Below are 19,981 nucleotides of genomic sequence, written 5' to 3'. Positions count from 1 at the left end.
AATATTCAATTTACTATCATTTTAAAAGAATTTTCACGAAAATGCTTTATATCACTCAAAAACCTATTAACTTTGCTCAAACATTACGCAAATGCAACCAAGAGAAGATTTTTTGTTGAAAGCCTACGAGCTTGGAATTATAAAATTTGGAAACTTCACTTTAAAAAGTGGTATTGAATCTCCTTTCTATGTCGATCTTAGACCTTTGGCTTCTAGCCCTCAATTATTAAAAACACTTGCTAATAATTTACTTGATTTAGTTGAAGATGTAGATTATGATTTGATTTGTGGTGTTCCTTATGCTGCATTACCAATGGCAACTACAATGAGTTTAACATCAAACATTCCTTTAATTATCAAAAGAAAAGAAAATAAAGGATATGGGACTAAACGAATGGTAGAAGGTGTTTTTGCTGAAGGACAGTCTTGTCTTCTAGTAGAAGATGTTATTACTTCTGGTCAATCATTATTAGAAACAATTGATCAAGTAGAACGTGAAGGATTAAAAGTTAAAGATCTTGTTGTTGTACTAGATCGCGAGCAAGGTGGTTCTGACAAATTAAAAGAACAAGGATATAATGTAAAAACATTATTTACTATTAATGAAGTAATTGATATCTTACATAAGTATCATCGTTTAAATGATGCAGAAACTAAAAAGATAAAAGACTTTTTAGCTTTACCTCCTGAAGCTGCTCCTGCAAAACAAAGAATCGCATTAGAGGATAAAAAAATTGTTCATCCTGTAGGAAAGCGTTTAGTTGAATTAGCAATAAAAAAACATTCTAATTTAATTGCTTCTGCTGATTTAATTACTTCAGCAGAAATCATTGACTTTGCCAAACAAGTAGGTGATCATATTGTTGCACTTAAATTACACTCAGATATTATTCAAGATTTTTCTGATAATTTAATTACTACTTTAAAACAAATTGCTCGCGAAAAAGAATTTTTATTATTCGAAGACCGAAAATTTGGTGATATAGGAAACACTCAAGAATTACAATTCAAAAAATCTATTTATAAAATTTCTGATTGGGCTGATTTAGTTACAGTACATCCTATTGGAGGTTTAGAATCATTAAAAGTTTTTGAAAACACTGGAGTTATAACTATTGTTGAAATGTCTTCTAAAGGTACTTTAACTGATGATTATTACTTTACAAAAGCAATTAATGTTTCGGAAGAATCTGGAAATGTATTAGGAGCTGTTGCCCAACGTCAAATCCCAGATAATTTATTACTGTTCACTCCTGGAGTAAATATTTCTTCTTCTGGAGATAATAAAGGACAGCAATACAATACTCCTGAACTTGTATTTAAAAACTACCATACAGATTTTATGATAGTTGGTCGTGGAATTTATAAAGCTGCTGATGTAAAAACAGCTGCAAAAGAATACCAAACATTAGGTTGGATTTCTTATTTACAAAGTTTAAATGATTAATTTTAAATTTATATATTCAATAAAAAAGCAAGCTAAAATAGCTTGCTTTTTTATTTATTATCCTTTATTAATATTTTAATTGAAATTTTACGTAAGTAATTTTTTTACCCTCTTCTAAAAATTTTGATTCATAATATGTTTGTACATCAGTAACAATATCTGGAATATCAGAATGATCTGGATGATAAACATCGTGTGTAGAACGAATAACTTTATGACCTTCAATATGAATTACACCATGTGTATAACCATGAAGAAATTCTGAATCAGTTTTCAAATTAACTGTTCCTTCTGGTTTTAAAATTTTATTATATCTTCTTAAAAATTCAGGATCGGTTAAACGATGTTTTGTTCTTCTAAATTTTATTTGAGGATCTGGGAAAGTAATCCAAATTTCACTTACTTCATTTTCAGCAAAAAGATGATCTATAATTTCAATTTGAGTTCTCAAAAAACCTGCATTATCAATACCTTCTTCTAAACAAGTTTTTGCCCCTCTCCAAAATCTAGCTCCTTTTATATCAACACCAATAAAGTTTCTGTCTTTATCTTTACGAGCCATAGCTACAGTATATTCACCTTTACCACAACCAAGTTCTAAAACAATTGGTTTATCATTTTTAAAAAAGTCTTTATTCCAATTTCCTTTTAATGCAAATTCATTTGTAGCTTCTTCTCTTGTAGGTTGAACTACATTTTCAAAAGTTTCATTTTCATTAAATCTTCTGATTTTATCTTTTCCCATATCGGATAATATTTTGCGCAAAATTACATGATTTTGATTAATCTAAAAAACTGTTCTAAAAACACATATATATCAGTAAATAGTAATAATGTAAAAAGGTTTATTATTTTTGTATCGAAAAACAAAAATTAAAATAATGGATTTTATCAAACAATTTCATAGTGGATGGGCTTATTTAGTGATTCTTATGGGAGTTATCTTTATTGTGTCTACACTAATTTATGCTATATCTAAAAATCAAACAACACCTTCTTTGAGAAAAATTGGATTAGTAACAACAATCGTATTTCATGTTCAATTATTAATTGGTTTAATATTTTACATCATGAAATTCACAGCTTTAGAACCTTCTAATATAATGTCTGACCCTGCGTTAAGATTAACTTTTGTTGAACACCCAATGATGATGATTGCTGGAGTTGTATTTATGACAATTGCTAATGCAAAATTAAAAAGATCTCCAATTGTAAAAATGAATGTAGTAATTTTTGCTATTATAGGTTTAGCTTGTATTTTAAGCAGAATACCATACGACATTTGGTTATCTTAATAAAGTAAATTTATTTCATCTCTAACTACTTTTATAAATTATAATTTTTGGCACTTCATTTGTGTGTGTATAACAAAATGAATTAAAATGAAATACATTAAATATTTATTTTCGCTACTATTAGTCTTTTCTTGTATGAATATTTTTGCTCAAGGCTTTCATACAGCTAATATAAAAGTGGACTACGAACAAGAGACAGGAACACTAAATATAACTGCTCGTACATTTACAGATCAGTTAGAAAAAGTTGTAGGTACAGATGTTTCTAATAAATCTACTTTTGAAAACAAATTAAAATCTTATGTAAATAATAATCTTGACCTTAAAGTCAATGGTAAATCATTAGGAACATCATATTATGGATATCAAGTAAATGATAAGTCTACTAGAATTTTCTTCAAATTTGAAAATGTTTCTGATATAAACTCAATTGAATTAAAGATTAGTTTATTAACTGATGTATTTTCTGATCAACAAAACATTGTAACATTTGATGTTAAAAACAAGAAAAATACAACTTTCCTTACAAAACAAAATACAGTAGTTAGTTTAACTTTTTAAAGAATTAAATAGAAACTATTAAAAAAAAGCCTGATAATTATCAGGCTTTTTTTTACATATTTTAGATATTATTTTTCTCCATTAAGAACTTTATGCATTTGCTCTTTATCTAATTGACCTTCCCAATTTGATACAACAACTGTAGCAACTCCATTCCCTATAACATTTGTTAAAGCTCTACATTCTGACATAAATTTATCTATACCAAGAATCAAAGTCATCCCTGCTATTGGAATGTCTGGGACCACTGCTAATGTTGCTGCAAGTGTAATAAACCCAGCTCCTGTAACTCCAGCAGCTCCTTTTGAACTTAAAATTGCAACACCTAATAATGTTGCCATTTGCGAAACACTTAAATCTATGTTACAAGCTTGAGCAATAAAAAGAGCAGACAATGTCATGTAAATATTAGTACCATCCAAGTTAAAAGAATAACCAGTTGGTATTACTAAACCTACTACACTTTTTTCACATCCCATGTTTGTAAGTTTACTCATCATTCCAGGAAGCGCTGGTTCAGAAGAACTCGTTCCTAAAACCAAGAAAACCTCCTCCTTTATATAAGCAATGAATTTAAATATATTAAACCCATTTAGCTTTGCTACAAAACCTAGAATAACAGATACGAATATAAAAGACGTAAAATAGAATGTTAAAACTAATCCAAATAAATTTTTAAGAGATTCTATCCCAAATTTACCAATTGTAAAAGCTATAGCTCCAAAAGCACCAATAGGAGCTAACTTCATTAATATTGCTACAATTTTAAATACAGGAATCATACAAGCATTTAAAAATTCTGTTACAGGTTTACTTTTTTCTCCTGTAAGAGCTAAACCAACACCAAATAAAATTGCAACAAATAAAACTTGAAGAATAACATCACCAACCAAAGGTTGAAAAAGTGAATCTGGTATTATATTAAAAACAAATGACTTTAAATCACTCTCTTCAGCAGCTTTTACATATTTTGATATCTGAGAGGAATCTAAACTTGCAGGATCTATATTTAATCCTTTTCCTGGTTGAATAAAATGACTAACAATTAATCCAACTATTAAAGCTAACGTAGAAAAGAATATAAAATAACTAAATGCTTTTCCCGCAACTCTTCCAACTTTTTTAAGATCATTCATTCCAGCAATTCCTGTAGAAACAGTCAAAAATATTACTGGAGAGATAATCATTTTAATTAATTTAATAAATCCATCCCCAAGAGGTTGCATTTTTTCTCCTGTTTCTGGATAATAATACCCTAAAGCGACTCCTATAACGATTGCGAAGATCACTTGTACATACAACAATTGATAAAACTTTTTAGGTTTTTTCTCTTGTGTTTCTTCTAAATTGATGTGCATTATGTGGTTTTTTTATACCCTCCAAATATATAAATCTTTTGAAAAATTAAAGGTTATTAGTTATTTTATTTAAATATATTAACTAATTCTCTAAAAAATGTATAATTATTATACAAATTGAAAATTATATGCTTAATTACATTAAAAATCATCATTAAATAATAAAATTATTAAAACAAATCATAAAACAACTTGTTTTTTCAAACAAAAAACACATAAAACACTGTTAATCAGCACGAAAATTTTACGAAAACTGTACTTTAAAATAAAAAAATCATATAATAAACCTTAATAGTATACTTATTATGAATTTTTTATAATCATTTTTTTTCATGAAATTTGTCATAACAAACAAAAGAATTAAAAAAATATGTCAATAGCAAAAACAGCAAAAGAATCTTTTTCTGTGATGACCAATCTCGTTTTACCAAGTGAAACAAATAATTTGGGAAATATGTTTGGTGGAGAATTATTAGCATCAATGGATAGAATTTCATCTATTTCTGCAAAAATGCACGGAGGAAGCTTCTTAGTCGTTACTGCAAGTGTAAACCACGTTGCGTTTAACATACCTATTCCTATGGGAAGTACAGTTAAACTTGAATCAAAAGTTACACGAGCTTTTAACTCCTCTATGGAAGTATATGTAGATGTTTTTGTTTATGATTATGAAAACAGTTGCTATAACCAAACAAATACAGGTATCTATACATTTGTAGCAGTAGATAAAGATAATAAACCTGTAAAAGTTCCTGAATTGATTCCTGAAACTGAACAAGAAATAGAACGATATAATGGCGCACTAAGAAGAAAGCAATTGAGTTTAGTTTTATCTGGACGAATGAAACCAGAAGAAGCTACTGAATTAAAATCATTATTTATCAAATAGAAAAATCTGTCCAAATTTGGACAGATTTTTTTTTGACATAAATACAATAATTTATTTTAATATTTAAAGAATAATATTCTGTTTTTATAATCTCATATCTAATTCATTAATAAATGCATACATTCACTTAACTATCATTATTTATAAATTCAATAATGATTAAAGTGGAAATTCTTTTCTCATTAGATACATTTTAACTTCGGTTCAATTACCAATTAAGAAGTAATTGTAAGTTAAAGCCAAATATGGAGAATGAACATGGTAAAAAATAAAAATGCTGAGCATTGCCCAACATTTTTAGATTTAGTTCTTATAAAAAAACTATTATTTTACGACAACAGTTGTTGTTGCTTTTTGTATTTCACCTGTCTTTTGTGACTCAACATCCAATTGTAACTTATAATTTCCTTTTGTTGTAAATGTATAAGATAAAACTCTTTGATTACTTATTATTGTATTACCATCTGTTAAATTTGTCCAAGTATAAGTAGCCAAAGGAAAACCTGTTATATTTGGTTTTATATATGTTTGTACATCAACTTTTGTACTATAGCTAGAGTTTAATTTCACACTATCATACAATTGTATTGTTGTTTCGTCTTCGCTACAACTTTGTAAAAAAGATAAACCCAATACAACTGCTACTATTTTTGAATATTTCATATTTTCTTATTTTTTACTTATATAAAAAAGCAATGTGCCCCGGAATAATTCCTGTTGCTACTTTTGTTTTGTAAACTCCGTTTTTATCAAAAGAATAAAGATAACCAGAAGATGTATAATTACCAGCATCTGTGATATAAATATCTTTTGAAATTGGATTAACACTAATACTATACGGCGATACAATATCTTTCACATTAGAATCAGTAATAAAATCACTTGAAGTCACTGTCTCTGTTTTTGTATTTATTAAACCATAAGTTGCTGAAGAAGTTACATAACTATATGAATAATAGTAAAGTTGATTATTGTCTATTGTAAAATTAGAAATAGGTAAATTAAATGTTTTTTTGACTTGATGGCTTTGTGAATCTATAACATACAAATTAGATGAAACATCAGAATAATTTCCTCTTGAAGAAATATATAAATCATTATCTGAATCTTTTTCTATTTGATTTAAATTAATACCAACTTCAATTTTAGATGTTTCTACGAAAGAACTTAAATCTATAACAGATACCGTATTTTCATAATCATTTGTAGTTGTATATCCTCCAGAATTAGCTACAAACAATTCATTTCCTACAATTTCTAAACCATCTGGCTGACGACCTACTTCTAACTCTCTTGTAATAGCTAATGTTAATGTATCTATTTCTACAACTTTTCCATTAGAAGAACTTATATCTGTTGATATTGGAGCATATGATGTTGCATAAGCTTTACCATTTGCGAATTTTATATATCTTCCATTATCTAAAGAAATAGTCGCTAAATGTTTTGCTGTTTTTGCATTCATAACTTCAATGATATTTGAACCATTGATGATAGCATACATTTTACTTCCATATATTTTCACGTCATTACCTGTATCTCCTAATTCTTTTACAATTGTTGGGTTAGCAGTTGCATAAATATCAGATTTATAAACTCCATTTTCAAGATCCATAAAATCTAAAGAAGCACTATTTGTTCCATAATTACCTTCGTTTAATACATAAAACCCTGATAGCTCTGTATTTTCAGGATCAGTAACATCAGTATCATCTCCATCAAAAACATAGTTATCTTGTTGACAACTGTATAAAGATATTAGTACTATAATAAAAGAAAAAATTAGTTTATAATTTTTCATAAATCTATATTTAATATTAATTTAAATTGACGCCCAGGCATTGGATAATTTAAAACTACATCATATTGTTGATTCAATATGTTATTTAGTTCTAATGAAATTTTTAATGTTTTATTGTTTAGTTGAAACATTTTTTGTAATCCTAAATCATTCGTAAACCAAGGATTTAATCTATTTTTTTTGATATTATCCATATGAACATTGTATCTTTCTCCTACATAAATAAAACTATAATTTAAATTCCATGTTTTCCAAGTTGAATTAAGAACAAAAGATCCACTATTTTTCGGAGTATATGAAATTTGATTTTTATAATATGAATCTTTTGAATTTGTTACATTTATAGCTTCAAGATAACTATAATTAATCATTGTAAAAAAATCTACATTACCTAAAGTAAATTTTGTATTAAATTTTACATCAATACCTTTCATTTTTGTACGCCCAAGATTCATCATTGTCCATCGGAACATATTCCCAGATGGTATTGCTACAATTTTATCTTTTACTTCATTATAATAGGCATCTGTGGACAATTTAATTGATTTTAAAAAACCATCAAACATTTTTGTATAAGAAAATCCTAAATCATATTGTGTTGTATATTCTGGCTTTAGATTTGCATAACCTATATTTGTATAATACAAATCATTGAAAGTTGGCATTCTAAAAACTCGCTTGTAGAAACCTTTTAATTCGAAATCTTGATCTTGAAATGGTTTATAAGTTGCTATAAAAGTTGGTGTCCAAATATTTTTATCTGGGGATGCTGTATTTTTTTCAACTTTATCTTTTACAAACGTCCCTAATAAACTTCCTTGTACATTTACTTTTCCAAAACGATATGTAGAAGCTAAAGCGATTAAGTTTGTATTCCTTGTAGGATAAGAAAAATTACCTAAATCAGCATCCATATTATTGTATTGATGATCGATAGAAAGATTTACATCCCAATCCTTATTTATTGAATATAAATTTGACCATGATATGTAAAATTCTCTTTGTGTATATCTATTATTTGTTTTGTAAGACGATATTGTATCTATATAATGTGTAAAATCATAGGCAAATTTTGCATTAATTTTTGATTGAAAATTTTTAATTCTTCGCTCATAAGTTCCTTGTAGAAAATAATCTTTGTCTTGTAATGTTTGCCCTCTTGTATCAAATTGATTACGAACAATTGCAGCTGGTATTCCTCTATCAGAATTATATAAATAACCTTTTACATTCCAGTTAGAATTATTCCCTTTTCCAAACAAACTTAATTCGACTCTTTTTGCATCTACCTGGCCATCTCTTCTTTTTAGTACAGTATCGTAAGCAATTTTACCATTTCTAAAATACCTCTTATAACGATATTTATATACTCCATTTGTTTTAATATATTCAGTACTTAAAACAGCTGACAATTGATTATTAATTTTATATTCTACTCTTACAGAAGGATTAATTAATTGTATAGATCCTAATTTATAACGTAAAAATGCATTAACAGATTTATCCTCTTTAAAAATAGGTTTTTTGGACTGTAAATAAATAGAAGATGCAGTAGAATAATCCTTTGCTGACTGAAAAATATTACTTTTCTGCCCGTTATATAATGAAATAGATTCTAAGTCATCTAAAGAAAATTTACCTAAATCAACAATTCCATTCTGTGCATTACCCAATTGTATTCCATCATAAAAAACACCAACATGTTGTGATCCCATTCCACGCACATCTACTGTTTTTAAACCTCCTGTTCCCCCATAATCTTTTATCTGCACACCAGAAAAAAATCGAATAGCATCAGCAACAGAATGGCTATTAAGAGATTGAAGTTGTTCTCCTTTTAATATTTGTGCTGGAATAACTGATTTTTGATTTGCAGAAAGAATTTCAACTTGTTGTAATTCCAAAATACTATCTCGATTAATTTGTGCAAACGCAGAATGAATCGAAATGATAAATAATAAAAAGCTATATACTATTTTTTTCATTGAAATTATCAGTTAACAAAAAGAAAGAATGCCCAACATTTCTTCTTTCTACTTTATAAAGTTAAGACAAAGTTAAAATAAAGATATTTAATACACTAGGCAAAACAACTTATTAGCTTCTACTTTAAAATAATTTTTAATCTCTAAAAGTTGATAATTAGTAGAGTAAGTTGAGTATATATAAATAATATAAGTGTTTAAAAAAAGTTAATCTATTTAATTATCAATATATTATAAATAAAAAATAGTATCTTCATTAAAATTGTCAAACTTAATTTTATTAATTCATGAGTATAAAAGACCAATTATTAGAATTAGCGAACAAGAAAAATTCGCCTTCAGTAACAATCGCTTTCAATACACACAGAACTTCGCCTGATAATCAAAAAGATTTGATTCAATTAAAAAACCTTGTTAAAGAGGCTGAAGAAAGAATCTTGAAAGAATACGATAAAAAAGAAGTTCAGGATATTTTAGAAAAATTAAATCAATTGCCTGATGAACTTGAGGTTCACAAAAATTTAGAAAGTATAAATATCTATTTATCAAAGAATACTTTCGAGTTTATTCGTACAACTTGGCCTTTAACTACAGAAGGTGTTTGGATTGATGATTCTTTTGCTATCCGCCCTCTTATCAAGGAAATCAACAGAAATAAAGAATATTTTGTTCTATACCTTACTCAAAAAGGTGTTCATCTATACGAAGCGTTAAATGATTCTATTGTTAGAGAAATAGAAAATGATGATTTTCCATATACAGAAGCTAATTACGATCTGTCTCACTTATTCTCAAAAGGAAACAAACAATCTAATCAATTAAAAGAATTTTATAACCAAGTCGATAAAGCATTACTTCGTGCGAATCCCGAAGCTTCTTTACCTTGTTTGGTTGTTTCTACAGAAGAAAACTATAGTCTTCTACTTGCAGTAGCAGATAATCCATCAATTTACATCGGAAGCGTTTCTACAGATTTCAATTCTCCAACTCAAAAAAATGAGTTCATGAAATTGGCTTGGGAATTTATAAAAAAATTACAACATAACGATCGTGCAAAATATATTGCAGAAATGCAAGAAGCTGTTGGTAAAGGACAAGTTATTACTGATCTACAAGAAATTTATCAAGCTGCATTAGATGGAAAAGGAGATTTGTTAATTGTACATCAAGATTTTCATCAACCTGTAAAATTTATAAACGAAAGAACTTTCGAAATTATTGATGATGCTACAGAAAATGGAGCTGTCGATGATATAACAAGCACAATTGCTTGGGAAGTAATAACCAAGAAAGGTAAAGTATTCTTTACGAGTCAAGAAGAAATAAAAGATTTAGGAAAAATTGTTTTAAAAACGAGATATTAAAAGTAATCTTCTCGAATTAAAATAGGGTAGAAAGATAAAATCTTTCTACCCTATTTTAATTCGTACCAAAAACATTCAATATCCCAATTAACTAAAGGAAATGAATGTGTAACTTCAAATCCTATTTTTTCTAAAACATGTCTAGAAGCTAAATTATCAACATGCGTAATTGCATTCAATTTAAAATGCGTCATATTATTTTTGTAATAATCTATACATGCTTTTGCAGCTTCTGTAGCATATCCTTTTCCCCAAGCTTCTTTTCTGAATCGATAACCAAAATCCAAATAATCAAATTTATTGTCTATTGCCTCTTTTTCCTCAATAAATTTAAAGCCTGTCCAACCTATAAACTGATTGGTTTCCTTTTCAATAACCGCAACTCTTGCAACGCCAAATTTTTCGTATTGTTCCAATAAAGCATTTATAACCTCTGTTGTTTCATCTAAACTTTGTAATGGCTCAGCTCTCAAAAAAGTATGAACTTCAGGTTGAGAATCCATTTCATAATATGCTTGTAGATCATCAATGGTGATTGGACGAATAATTAATCTATCCGTTTCTAAAACTGGTGTATAATTCATTTTTAATATTTTAATAAAAATATTTATATTTGATAAGATATGAAATTTTATATTTTTAGCCTACTTTTTTCTTTAAATCTATTATTAAGTTTTGGACAAACAGTCTACAAAACACCTTCTGGAAGTAAGTATCATACTTCTAGTTGTCGTTATGTTAAAAATGTTTCTAATAAATTAAGTATTTCCGAAGCAAAATCAATAGGATTAACTCCTTGTAGCCAATGTAATCCAACAAAAATAACTTCAAATAATAAATCTACAGGATTAGGAATAAGAGTTAACGAAGCAAAAGGAGTTTCTAGTAGAGCTGTACAATGTAGAGGAAGAACAAAATCTGGGGTTAGATGTAAAAGAATGACAAAAAATAAAAACGGTTATTGTTTTCAACATGAGCAATAAATTTTGATTAAAATAAGAAACCCCAATATTTAAAATATTGAGGTTTTTTTAATTCATTTATTTCAACTCTAAATACGAGAAGCTTTCTTTATCCTACAATGTTAATAATCTTTCCTGGAACGATAATCACATTCTTCGGTGTACGATCTCCCAATTGTTTTATTGTACGTTCATCTTTCATTACAATTTCTTGTATTTCATCTTTTGATAATGATAAAGGTAATTCTAATAAGAATTTCATTTTACCATTAAAAGAAACAGGATATTCTTTAGAATCTGCAACTAACCATTTCTCTTCAAATACAGGAAAATCAGCATTAGCAACAGATGTTTCATGTCCTAATTTTTCCCATAATTCCTCAGCAATATGTGGTGCATAAGGAGAAATAATAATTGCTAAAGGCTCTAAAATTGAACGCTTATTCGTTTTTAATTTTCCTAATTCATTCACAGCAATCATAAATGTAGAAACAGAAGTATTAAAAGAGAAATTATTTACATCTTCATCAACCTTTTTAATCGTTTGGTGCAACACTTTCATTTCTTCTTTTGTAGGTTCTTCCTCAGAAACTAAAAATGCTTCATTTTCTCCTGAATGGAATAATCTCCAGAATTTTTTCAAGAAAGAATAAACACCAGATAAACCTTGTGTATTCCATGGTTTTGTTTGCTCTAATGGTCCTAAGAACATTTCGTATAAACGTAAAGAATCTGCTCCGTATTCTTCGCAAATTGTATCAGGAGAAATAACATTATATTTCGATTTAGACATTTTTTCTACCTCACGTCCTGTGATGAATTTTCCATCTTTTAAGATAAATTCTGCATTAGCAAATTCACCATTTTTAAATTTTCTAAATTCATTAATATTCAATTCATCTCCTCCATCTTTTAAGATATTAACATCTACATGGATTGGAGTAAATTTAATAGGACCCATTAAAACTAAATCTCCATTATAGGCATCTTTTATTTCTTTATTATAATTGATAAATTCTATTCCTAAATCAGAATTTAATTGTGATTTGTTATATATATCAACTATATCTTTTGAAAAGAAAAATGTTTTATGTTCAAAATCAACTTCTTTATCCGGATCAGCGTCATAACTAAATTGAAAATTTAAATTTGCTCTATATGCAAAAGCACTCATTCCCAAAATCATACCTTGGTTAATCAGTTTTTTTGCATATTCGTCTGTAGGAACTAAACCTTTATCAAACAAGAATTTTTGCCAAAAACGAGAATACAATAAATGTCCTGTTGCATGTTCAGAACCTCCCATGTATAAATCTACATTTTGCCAATAATCTACAGCTTCCTTAGATACAAATTCATTGTCATTCTTTGCATCCATATAACGTAACCAATACCAAGAAGAACCTGCCCAACCTGGCATTGTATTTAGTTCTATTGGGAAAATAGTTTCGTTATTGATTAAAGTATTATCTACAACTTGATTAGTTGTTGTATCAAAAGCCCATTTTGTTGCACGCCCTAATGGTGGCTCACCTTCAGATGTTGGTAAATATTCGTCCACTTCAGGTAAAATAATTGGTAAAGCTTCTGTAGGAATTGTGTAAGGCATCCCGTCCTTGAAGTAAACAGGAACCGGTTCTCCCCAATATCTTTGACGAGAGAAAACAGCTTCGCGTAAACGGAAGTTTGTTTTTCCTTGTCCAAAACTTTTTTCTTCTAAAGCTTCAATCGCTTTTGCAACCGCTTGTTTATAATCTAATCCGTTTAAGAAATCAGAATCTTGTAATTCGAATCTACCTTTTTCTGTAAAAGCAGCTTCAGAAATATCTTGATTTTTGAAAATATTAATAATTGGTAAATTGAAATGATTTGCAAAAGCAAAATCACGTTCATCACCAGCAGGAACAGCCATTACAGCTCCAGTTCCATAAGAAGCCAATACGTAATCACCAATCCAAATCGGAATTTGTTTTCCTGTAAATGGATGAATGGCGTAAGCCCCGGTAAATTCTCCTGTAATATTTTTAGCATCCGCTAAACGATCACGTTCAGAACGTTTTGAAGTATAATCGACATAAGCATCAACTTTTGCTTTGTTTTCTGCTGTTGTAATTTGAGAAACTAAAGGATGCTCTGGCGCTAATGTTACATAAGAAACACCAAAAACAGTATCAGGACGAGTAGTAAAAACTTCAATTTTGTCATCGTTTCCTACAACATCAAAAAAGATTGATGCACCTTGCGATTTACCAATCCAATTTTTTTGAGATTCTTTGATCGGATCTGGCCAATCTAATTTATCTAAACCAGTTAATAAACGATCAGCGTAAGCCGTGATACGCATCATCCATTGTGTCATTTTTTTGCGCACAACAGGGAATCCTCCACGTTCAGATAATCCGTTAATTACTTCGTCATTCGCTAAAACAGTTCCTAAATCTGGACACCAGTTTACTTCTGCTTCTGCTAAGAAAGTTAAACGATATTTTAATAAAATAGCTTGTTGTTCCTTCTCTGAAAAAGCATTCCATTCCTCAGCAGTAAAAATTTCGATATCTTCATCAGCAACAGCATTCACATTTGCATTTCCTTCTGCTTGGAATTTCTCTATTAATTGACTGATAGATTCTGCTTTATTTGAATCATTATCATAATAAGAATCAAATAATTCATTAAAAATCCATTGTGTCCATTTATAATATTCTGGATTTGAAGTACGAATTTCTCTATCCCAATCATATCCTAATCCAATTTTTTTCAATTGATTTTCATAACCAGCAATTTGATTTCCTTGTTTATCAACGCCACCTTCAATGTTCACTTTTGTTGTAACACTAGGATGTTGACCAGTCTGTATTGCATATTGCTCTGCAGGAAGACCAAAAGAGTCATATCCCATTGGATGTAAAACGTTAAACCCTTTTAATCGTTTATAACGAGAATAGATGTCAGATGCAATATATCCTAGTGGATGACCAACATGCAATCCTGCTCCAGAAGGATAAGGAAACATATCTAACACATAAAATTTAGGCTTATCTGATTTATTTTCAGCTTTAAACGTTTTGTTATCGAACCACTTTTGTTGCCATTTTTGTTCGATTTCATTCGGATTATATTGCATTACTGATGATTATATTAAAATTAAATTTTTCACAAATTTACATTTTTTATACTTCTTTTTAATTAGAATATAGATATTTGTATAAGAGAAGTAACCACCTCTTAGAATTTTAACTATGAAAAAAGAATTAATATTATATTATATTGGGGTCTTTATATTTTTTACTGCTTTAATATTTTCAGTACGACATGTTGTAAATACAACTCGTATGTTTGTTAGTTTTGAAACAGGATTTAATCCTGTACTTATAAAATGGGGTATTGATAAAAATGATTCAACATTACGAATTAAGGATCCAATACATCTTAGAAAAGACTATCACCTAATAAAATATGATGACAATTCTTTTATCCAAAATGATTCTGTTTTATTTGCTGATTTAGAAAGTGATTCTATTCCTAATAAAGGTAATTTACTTAATATTCAACCTCCTTACTATATTTGGAAAGAGGCTAATAATGATACTTTAAAAGTTTTTAAACATGGCGTAACACTTAAATTTACAAGCAATCTAAAATAATTATTATGTTTTAGGTAAATAAAATGAAAACACTGAACCTTTTCCTACTTTACTTGTAACATAAATTTTTTCATTATGAGCTTCTAAAATATGTTTTACAATAGCTAAACCTAATCCTGATCCTCCATTATTTCTATTTCTAGATTTATCTACACGATAGAATCTTTCGAAAACACGATCTAATTCATCTTGTTTAATTCCAACTCCTTGATCTTTTACCGCTATTTGAATTTTATGATCAAATTCTTCAAATTCAATGCTAATTTCAGTATTGGGATTAGAATAATTAATTGCATTTACAACTAAATTAATTAATACTTGTTGTATTTTCTGAATATCCCCTTTTACTTTTACAGGTTGATTAACTGGATGATTTAGTGTAAGTTTAATATTATTTTTTTCGGCTTTAATTTCTAATAAATCTATTACATCTTGTACAAGAGCTGAAATATTAAATGTAGAATACTCTATATTAATCCTTCCTTTTTCTAATTCAGAAATCATATCCAAATCATTTACTAAATAAATTAGTCGATCGACAGATTTATTAATTCTATTTAGATATTTATCTCGAATATTTTCATCATCTAAACCTCCTTCTATCAGCGTTAGAAGATAACCTTGTACTGAAAATAGAGGTGTTTTAAGCTCATGAGAAATATTACCTAAGAAATCTCTACGATAATTTTCTCTCTCATTAAGGATAACGATTTCTTCAGATTGATCTTTTGTAATTGTTGAAATTTGCTGAGAAAGTTCCTCAAAATCGATTTGGTTCGATTGAAATTGTGGAATATTTTTAGATAATTCTGTAAAATCTTTTCTTCGTTGATTTTTTAGAAAAAACCAATAAAAAATAGTCAACCCTAGTAATAAAAATATAGCAAGACTTATAAAGAAAACTTTTTCTTGTAATATAATATCTATGTTACCAAACCAAAGAAATGCAAAAAAAACAAATCCTGTACCTAAAAAAAGTGTGCTAAAAAAAGCGTATAAAAAAATATTCTTAACTCTAAAAGTAGAAGCCATTTTAGCTTATTAATCGTTTATCTTGTATCCTATTCCTTTGATAGTAGAAAATCTCTCGTTACCAAATTTTTCTCTTAATTTCCTCATATGTACATCAATTGTACGACCTCCTACAATAACTTCATTTCCCCAAACTTTTTCTAAAATTTCTTCTCTTTTAAAAACTCTTTCAGGATTAGAAGCAAGAAGTGCTATTAATTCAAATTCTTTACGAGGTAATGAATAATCTTCTCCTTGGAAATTCACTTTATAAGTTTGACGATTAATTTCAAAATTCTTAATTTTAATATAATCATCTTTTAGATTATCTGTTGGTTGTTTTAATTTTAGTAAAGCATTCAATTTACTAATCAAAACTTTTGGTTTTATAGGCTTAAGAATGTAATCATTTGCTCCTGCCTCATAACCAGCTAATTGAGAAAAATCTTCTATTCGAGCAGATAAAAATACAACTAATGTATTCTGAAAAGAATCTAATTTTCTTAATTCTGTACACATTTCCATACCATCCATTTGAGGCATCATGACATCTAATAGAATTAAATCTGGTCTAAAAATTTTTGCTTGTTTTAATCCTTCAACTCCATTCTGGGCTGTTTCTACTTCAAAACCTTCCTTTTTTAGATTATAACCAATAAATTCTAAAATGTCTGGTTCATCGTCAACTAATAAAATCTTAATGTTCTTCATAATTTGTTTGTAATAACTAATAAATAATTAGCTGATGTAAAATTAAGCTTAAATCTTAGGCGAATTTTAATAAAGAGATTTCTTAACATTCATTTAAAATTACACTTTTTTTATAACAATTGCATAACAAATTGTTTACATTATTTAAAAACGTTTCTCATTCAAATAAAGCAATTTTGATTCCACAAACACGAATTAACGATAAGAATGAAACGCAATTTAACATTACTACTATTAGTGGGATCTTCTGCTTTATTTGCTCAAACAAATATAAAACTAGAAGGAACTTTATTTGATCAGAAAACAAATCAGCCTCTAAAAGAGAAAACTTTTGTCATAGAAAATCTTAATATACAAGCTAAAACTGATAAAAAAGGACATTATGAAATTTCTATCCCTGATGATGCTGTAGAGATTGATTTAAAAATAGATGGTTATCAAACAATTACTCAGAGTTTAACAGATTCTAATAATTATAATTTATATCTAAATCCAATCGATATTAGTAATATAGATTTATCTACAGCTGTTGTAACTGCTACAAAAAATAAATCTTCTGAAGCTAATTTGCTGAATATGCAAAAAAAATCTTCTGAAATTGTTGAGAGAATTGGAGCAGAACAACTAACTAAGCAAGGTGTTAGTGATGTTGCTACAGCTATTACTAAAGCTTCTGGAACGATAAAACAAGAAGGATCAGGAATTATTTTTGTTAGAGGTTTAGGAGATCGTTTTAATTCTACTACTCTTAATGGATTATCTATTCCATCTGATGATCCTGAAAATAAGAATTTAAACTTAGAAATTTTTAAAACAAATATGGTTGATTATATTTCTTTAGAAAAATCATTTTACCCTAGAATGATAGGTGATTTTGCTGGAGCAAATATTGATATTGTTTCTAAAGAACAAACTGGTAAGGCTTATGTAAGAGTTGGTTTAAATTCTTCTGTTAATTTACAAACAATAGACAATAATAAATTCAAATTACAAGATGGACCTAATTTTTATGGGTTCAAAAAAAATGAATTACCGACTAATATTAATCCTGTAAAACAATATGCATTTGATACTAGTTGGGATTACAAAAGAGGAAAAAATACTTTTAACAGTGGTTTAGATTTAGAAGCTGGTGGTAACTTAAAAATAGGTTCACAAGGAAGATTATCTATTTATGGTTATGTAGGTTTTGATAATGATTATAGATACAGAGAAGGAGAAGAGAATGTTGTTTCTGCTGTAGGAAATTATCTAAAACAATTAAATGTAGAAAGATCAACTTATTCTACAAATACAAATGGATTACTAAACTTAATTTATCGTATAAACCCTAAACATAAATTAATGTATACATCTAATGTAATTCATTCTTCTGTACAAGATTTTAGAATTTTTAGAGGTTATTTAATGGATACTGCAGAAAATGGTAAAGGATTAATTCACAGAGCTGATAATAAAATAACTACTGTTTATGCAAATCAATTATTTGGAGAACATAAATTAGAAAAAAATTGGAATCTTAATTGGGGAGGTTCAATAAATTATATAGAAAGCGAAAGACCAAATCGTTTACAGAATACAATGTTATTTAATGATAATGTTGGTGCATATACACTTGCTATCAATTCTCCTGGAGATAATCAGCGTTATTTTGATAAACTAACAGGCTTTGATTATCAAGGTAAAATTGATTTATCAAAAAAATGGGATCGTTTAAAAGTAACAGCGGGTGCATATGGAATTTATAAAAGACGAGATTTTGATGCAACGCAAATTAATTTACGAGCAAGAGCAAGTAATCAAATAGTTGATCCTAATAATTTAGATGCATTTTTTAATGCAACTAATTTTAATAATGGCTTAATAGAATTATCTACACTAAGAGGATTAGGTACATCAAACTTAACTAATTTACTTGATCCTTTAAGCTATATAACTGAACAAAAAATATATTCTGGATATTTTAGTGCAGAATATGAAATAAATGATCGTTGGTTAATACAGGTTGGTTTACGAAATGATTATATCAATTTAATGGTTGATTGGGATACTAATATTGGACAATTAAAAGGTAGAATTAATAATGATTATAATAAATTACTACCTGCTCTTAATGTAAAGTATAGTATAAATAATAATCAAAATTTAAGATTTTCAGCATCTAAAACTTATAGTTTACCATTAGAAAAAGAAATGGCTCCATTTGCTTATAATGATGTTACAAATACTACATACGGTCAACCAAATTTATATCCAACAGATAATTATAATACTGAGATAAAATGGGAATTATTTCCAACAAAAGACGAAGTAATATCTATATCAGCCTTTGGTAAATATATAAAAAATCCTATTTCTCGAGTAAATGTAGCTTCTGCTTCAGCAAATGATTTGACTTATGTAAATACTGGAGATTATGGATATGTATATGGTACTGAAATGGAACTAAGAAAAAACTTAATAAAATTTTCTAGTAATTCTAAAATCTACACAATAATAAATGCATCTATTTTAAACTCTTCTCAAAAACTAGATTTTGAGAAAGTAAGAAACGAAACTGGCATAGCTACAGCATTTACAAAAAATGATGAACAAATGATGGGGGCATCTCGTTTTTCAGGAAATGCAAGTCTTGGTTATTCAGCTGATTTAGGAAGAAAGAAAACAATAGATGCAATGATTGTATATGGTTATGTTGGTAAAAATGTATACGCTATTGGTACACAAGAGAGAGGTTCGCAAATTCAAAAAGCAATTAATTTATTAGATGCCAATATAAAATTAAACCTTAGTGAAAAAACTTCTATTAGTGTTTATGGAAAAAACTTATTGAATCCTAATTATAGCATACAACAAAAAAATTCTGGAACTAACTATAATTTAATTAATTATAATAGAGGTATTCAATTAGGGATAGGTTTTTCTCATACACTTTAATTAACACAAATAACAA

Annotated in this window: 17 protein-coding genes; 8 read left to right on the top strand and 9 right to left on the bottom strand. The window is 28.0% G+C overall.

Translation table 11 applies throughout. From position 1 onward, the window contains the following. Positions 1-91 precede the first annotated feature (91 nt). Complete coding sequence (locus tag RT575_RS05465) at positions 92-1,447, top strand: orotate phosphoribosyltransferase (protein ID WP_313384877.1); 1,356 nt, start codon at positions 92-94, stop codon at positions 1,445-1,447. Positions 1,448-1,514: 67 nt separating this feature from the next. Here the strand turns inward: RT575_RS05465 and trmB are convergent, their stop codons facing one another. After that, positions 1,515-2,192 carry a tRNA (guanosine(46)-N7)-methyltransferase TrmB gene (gene trmB / locus RT575_RS05460; protein ID WP_313579405.1) on the bottom strand — a complete coding sequence of 226 codons (678 nt, stop codon included), beginning with the start codon at positions 2,190-2,192 and terminating at the stop codon, positions 1,515-1,517. Between the two features lie 136 nt (positions 2,193-2,328). On the opposite strand from trmB, the gene RT575_RS05455 reads away from it, so the two are divergent. Together RT575_RS05455 and RT575_RS05450 are read left to right on the top strand one after the other, a co-directional pair. After that, positions 2,329-2,742, top strand: a complete 414-nt coding sequence (locus RT575_RS05455) for a hypothetical protein (protein ID WP_313579403.1) — start codon at positions 2,329-2,331, stop codon at positions 2,740-2,742. Positions 2,743-2,829: 87 nt separating this feature from the next. Next, on the top strand, positions 2,830-3,303 hold the full coding sequence (locus RT575_RS05450) for a DUF6702 family protein (protein ID WP_313384874.1): 474 nt from the start codon (positions 2,830-2,832) through the stop codon (positions 3,301-3,303). A gap of 68 nt (positions 3,304-3,371) precedes the next feature. Here the strand turns inward: RT575_RS05450 and RT575_RS05445 are convergent, their stop codons facing one another. Continuing rightward, positions 3,372-4,661 carry a dicarboxylate/amino acid:cation symporter gene (locus RT575_RS05445; RefSeq protein ID WP_313384873.1) on the bottom strand — a complete coding sequence of 430 codons (1,290 nt, stop codon included), beginning with the start codon at positions 4,659-4,661 and terminating at the stop codon, positions 3,372-3,374. Between the two features lie 370 nt (positions 4,662-5,031). Between RT575_RS05445 and RT575_RS05440 the strand changes: the two genes are divergently transcribed. Further along, entirely contained in the window at positions 5,032-5,550 is a 519-nt protein-coding gene (locus tag RT575_RS05440) for an acyl-CoA thioesterase (protein ID WP_313384872.1), read from the top strand. Positions 5,551-5,874: 324 nt separating this feature from the next. Here RT575_RS05440 and RT575_RS05435 read toward each other — a convergent pair whose 3' ends face one another. From RT575_RS05435 to RT575_RS05425, 3 genes are read right to left on the bottom strand one after another with little or no spacing between them, the layout of a single operon-like run. After that, complete coding sequence (locus RT575_RS05435; protein WP_313384871.1) at positions 5,875-6,213, bottom strand: PKD domain-containing protein; 339 nt, start codon at positions 6,211-6,213, stop codon at positions 5,875-5,877. A 13-nt stretch (positions 6,214-6,226) separates the two neighbouring features. Further along, complete coding sequence (locus RT575_RS05430; protein WP_313579400.1) at positions 6,227-7,351, bottom strand: YncE family protein; 1,125 nt, start codon at positions 7,349-7,351, stop codon at positions 6,227-6,229. Next, entirely contained in the window at positions 7,348-9,336 is a 1,989-nt protein-coding gene (locus tag RT575_RS05425) for a TonB-dependent receptor domain-containing protein (RefSeq protein ID WP_313579398.1), read from the bottom strand. Before RT575_RS05425 ends, RT575_RS05430 begins: the two co-directional genes overlap by 4 nt. A gap of 287 nt (positions 9,337-9,623) precedes the next feature. Between RT575_RS05425 and RT575_RS05420 the strand changes: the two genes are divergently transcribed. Further along, positions 9,624-10,700, top strand: a complete 1,077-nt coding sequence (locus tag RT575_RS05420) for a hypothetical protein (protein ID WP_313579396.1) — start codon at positions 9,624-9,626, stop codon at positions 10,698-10,700. A 50-nt stretch (positions 10,701-10,750) separates the two neighbouring features. Here RT575_RS05420 and RT575_RS05415 read toward each other — a convergent pair whose 3' ends face one another. Beyond that, complete coding sequence (locus RT575_RS05415; protein ID WP_313579394.1) at positions 10,751-11,284, bottom strand: GNAT family N-acetyltransferase; 534 nt, start codon at positions 11,282-11,284, stop codon at positions 10,751-10,753. Between the two features lie 39 nt (positions 11,285-11,323). Here RT575_RS05415 and RT575_RS05410 point away from each other — a divergent pair, with 39 nt between their 5' ends. Continuing rightward, positions 11,324-11,683, top strand: coding sequence for a DUF5763 domain-containing protein (locus RT575_RS05410; RefSeq protein WP_313579392.1), 360 nt, complete (start codon positions 11,324-11,326; stop codon positions 11,681-11,683). 88 nt (positions 11,684-11,771) lie between these two features. Here RT575_RS05410 and RT575_RS05405 read toward each other — a convergent pair whose 3' ends face one another. Next, positions 11,772-14,786: a leucine--tRNA ligase gene (locus RT575_RS05405; RefSeq protein ID WP_313579390.1), complete on the bottom strand. Its 3,015-nt coding sequence runs from the start codon at positions 14,784-14,786 to the stop codon at positions 11,772-11,774. Between the two features lie 115 nt (positions 14,787-14,901). Here RT575_RS05405 and RT575_RS05400 point away from each other — a divergent pair, with 115 nt between their 5' ends. Continuing rightward, positions 14,902-15,306 (top strand): hypothetical protein, encoded by a 405-nt coding sequence (locus RT575_RS05400; protein WP_313384864.1) that lies wholly within the window; start codon positions 14,902-14,904, stop codon positions 15,304-15,306. Between the two features lie 3 nt (positions 15,307-15,309). On the opposite strand, the gene RT575_RS05395 is transcribed toward RT575_RS05400, so the two are convergent. Both RT575_RS05395 and RT575_RS05390 read right to left on the bottom strand, forming a co-directional pair. Next, the gene (locus RT575_RS05395; protein ID WP_313384862.1) at positions 15,310-16,338 is read right to left on the bottom strand and encodes an ATP-binding protein; all 1,029 of its coding nucleotides are present in this window, start codon (positions 16,336-16,338) and stop codon (positions 15,310-15,312) included. A gap of 9 nt (positions 16,339-16,347) precedes the next feature. Next, complete coding sequence (locus tag RT575_RS05390; protein ID WP_313384861.1) at positions 16,348-17,028, bottom strand: response regulator transcription factor; 681 nt, start codon at positions 17,026-17,028, stop codon at positions 16,348-16,350. A gap of 207 nt (positions 17,029-17,235) precedes the next feature. On the opposite strand from RT575_RS05390, the gene RT575_RS05385 reads away from it, so the two are divergent. Continuing rightward, positions 17,236-19,965, top strand: coding sequence for a TonB-dependent receptor domain-containing protein (locus RT575_RS05385; protein WP_313579387.1), 2,730 nt, complete (start codon positions 17,236-17,238; stop codon positions 19,963-19,965). Positions 19,966-19,981: the final 16 nt, after the last annotated feature.

Source organism: Chishuiella sp., assembly GCF_032109125.1.
Lineage (GTDB): Bacteria > Bacteroidota > Bacteroidia > Flavobacteriales > Weeksellaceae > Empedobacter.
Note: the sequence above shows the minus strand (reverse complement) of the source record. Positions and strands in the feature narration are given on the sequence as shown.

Coding starts and splice junctions, on each gene's coding strand:
- RT575_RS05465 (WP_313384877.1), top strand. CDS start 92: ATGCAACCAAGAGAAGATTTTTTGTTGAAAGCCTACGAGCTTGGAATT.
- trmB (WP_313579405.1), bottom strand. CDS start 2,192: ATGGGAAAAGATAAAATCAGAAGATTTAATGAAAATGAAACTTTTGAA.
- RT575_RS05455 (WP_313579403.1), top strand. CDS start 2,329: ATGGATTTTATCAAACAATTTCATAGTGGATGGGCTTATTTAGTGATT.
- RT575_RS05450 (WP_313384874.1), top strand. CDS start 2,830: ATGAAATACATTAAATATTTATTTTCGCTACTATTAGTCTTTTCTTGT.
- RT575_RS05445 (WP_313384873.1), bottom strand. CDS start 4,661: ATGCACATCAATTTAGAAGAAACACAAGAGAAAAAACCTAAAAAGTTT.
- RT575_RS05440 (WP_313384872.1), top strand. CDS start 5,032: ATGTCAATAGCAAAAACAGCAAAAGAATCTTTTTCTGTGATGACCAAT.
- RT575_RS05435 (WP_313384871.1), bottom strand. CDS start 6,213: ATGAAATATTCAAAAATAGTAGCAGTTGTATTGGGTTTATCTTTTTTA.
- RT575_RS05430 (WP_313579400.1), bottom strand. CDS start 7,351: ATGAAAAATTATAAACTAATTTTTTCTTTTATTATAGTACTAATATCT.
- RT575_RS05425 (WP_313579398.1), bottom strand. CDS start 9,336: ATGAAAAAAATAGTATATAGCTTTTTATTATTTATCATTTCGATTCAT.
- RT575_RS05420 (WP_313579396.1), top strand. CDS start 9,624: ATGAGTATAAAAGACCAATTATTAGAATTAGCGAACAAGAAAAATTCG.
- RT575_RS05415 (WP_313579394.1), bottom strand. CDS start 11,284: ATGAATTATACACCAGTTTTAGAAACGGATAGATTAATTATTCGTCCA.
- RT575_RS05410 (WP_313579392.1), top strand. CDS start 11,324: ATGAAATTTTATATTTTTAGCCTACTTTTTTCTTTAAATCTATTATTA.
- RT575_RS05405 (WP_313579390.1), bottom strand. CDS start 14,786: ATGCAATATAATCCGAATGAAATCGAACAAAAATGGCAACAAAAGTGG.
- RT575_RS05400 (WP_313384864.1), top strand. CDS start 14,902: ATGAAAAAAGAATTAATATTATATTATATTGGGGTCTTTATATTTTTT.
- RT575_RS05395 (WP_313384862.1), bottom strand. CDS start 16,338: ATGGCTTCTACTTTTAGAGTTAAGAATATTTTTTTATACGCTTTTTTT.
- RT575_RS05390 (WP_313384861.1), bottom strand. CDS start 17,028: ATGAAGAACATTAAGATTTTATTAGTTGACGATGAACCAGACATTTTA.
- RT575_RS05385 (WP_313579387.1), top strand. CDS start 17,236: ATGAAACGCAATTTAACATTACTACTATTAGTGGGATCTTCTGCTTTA.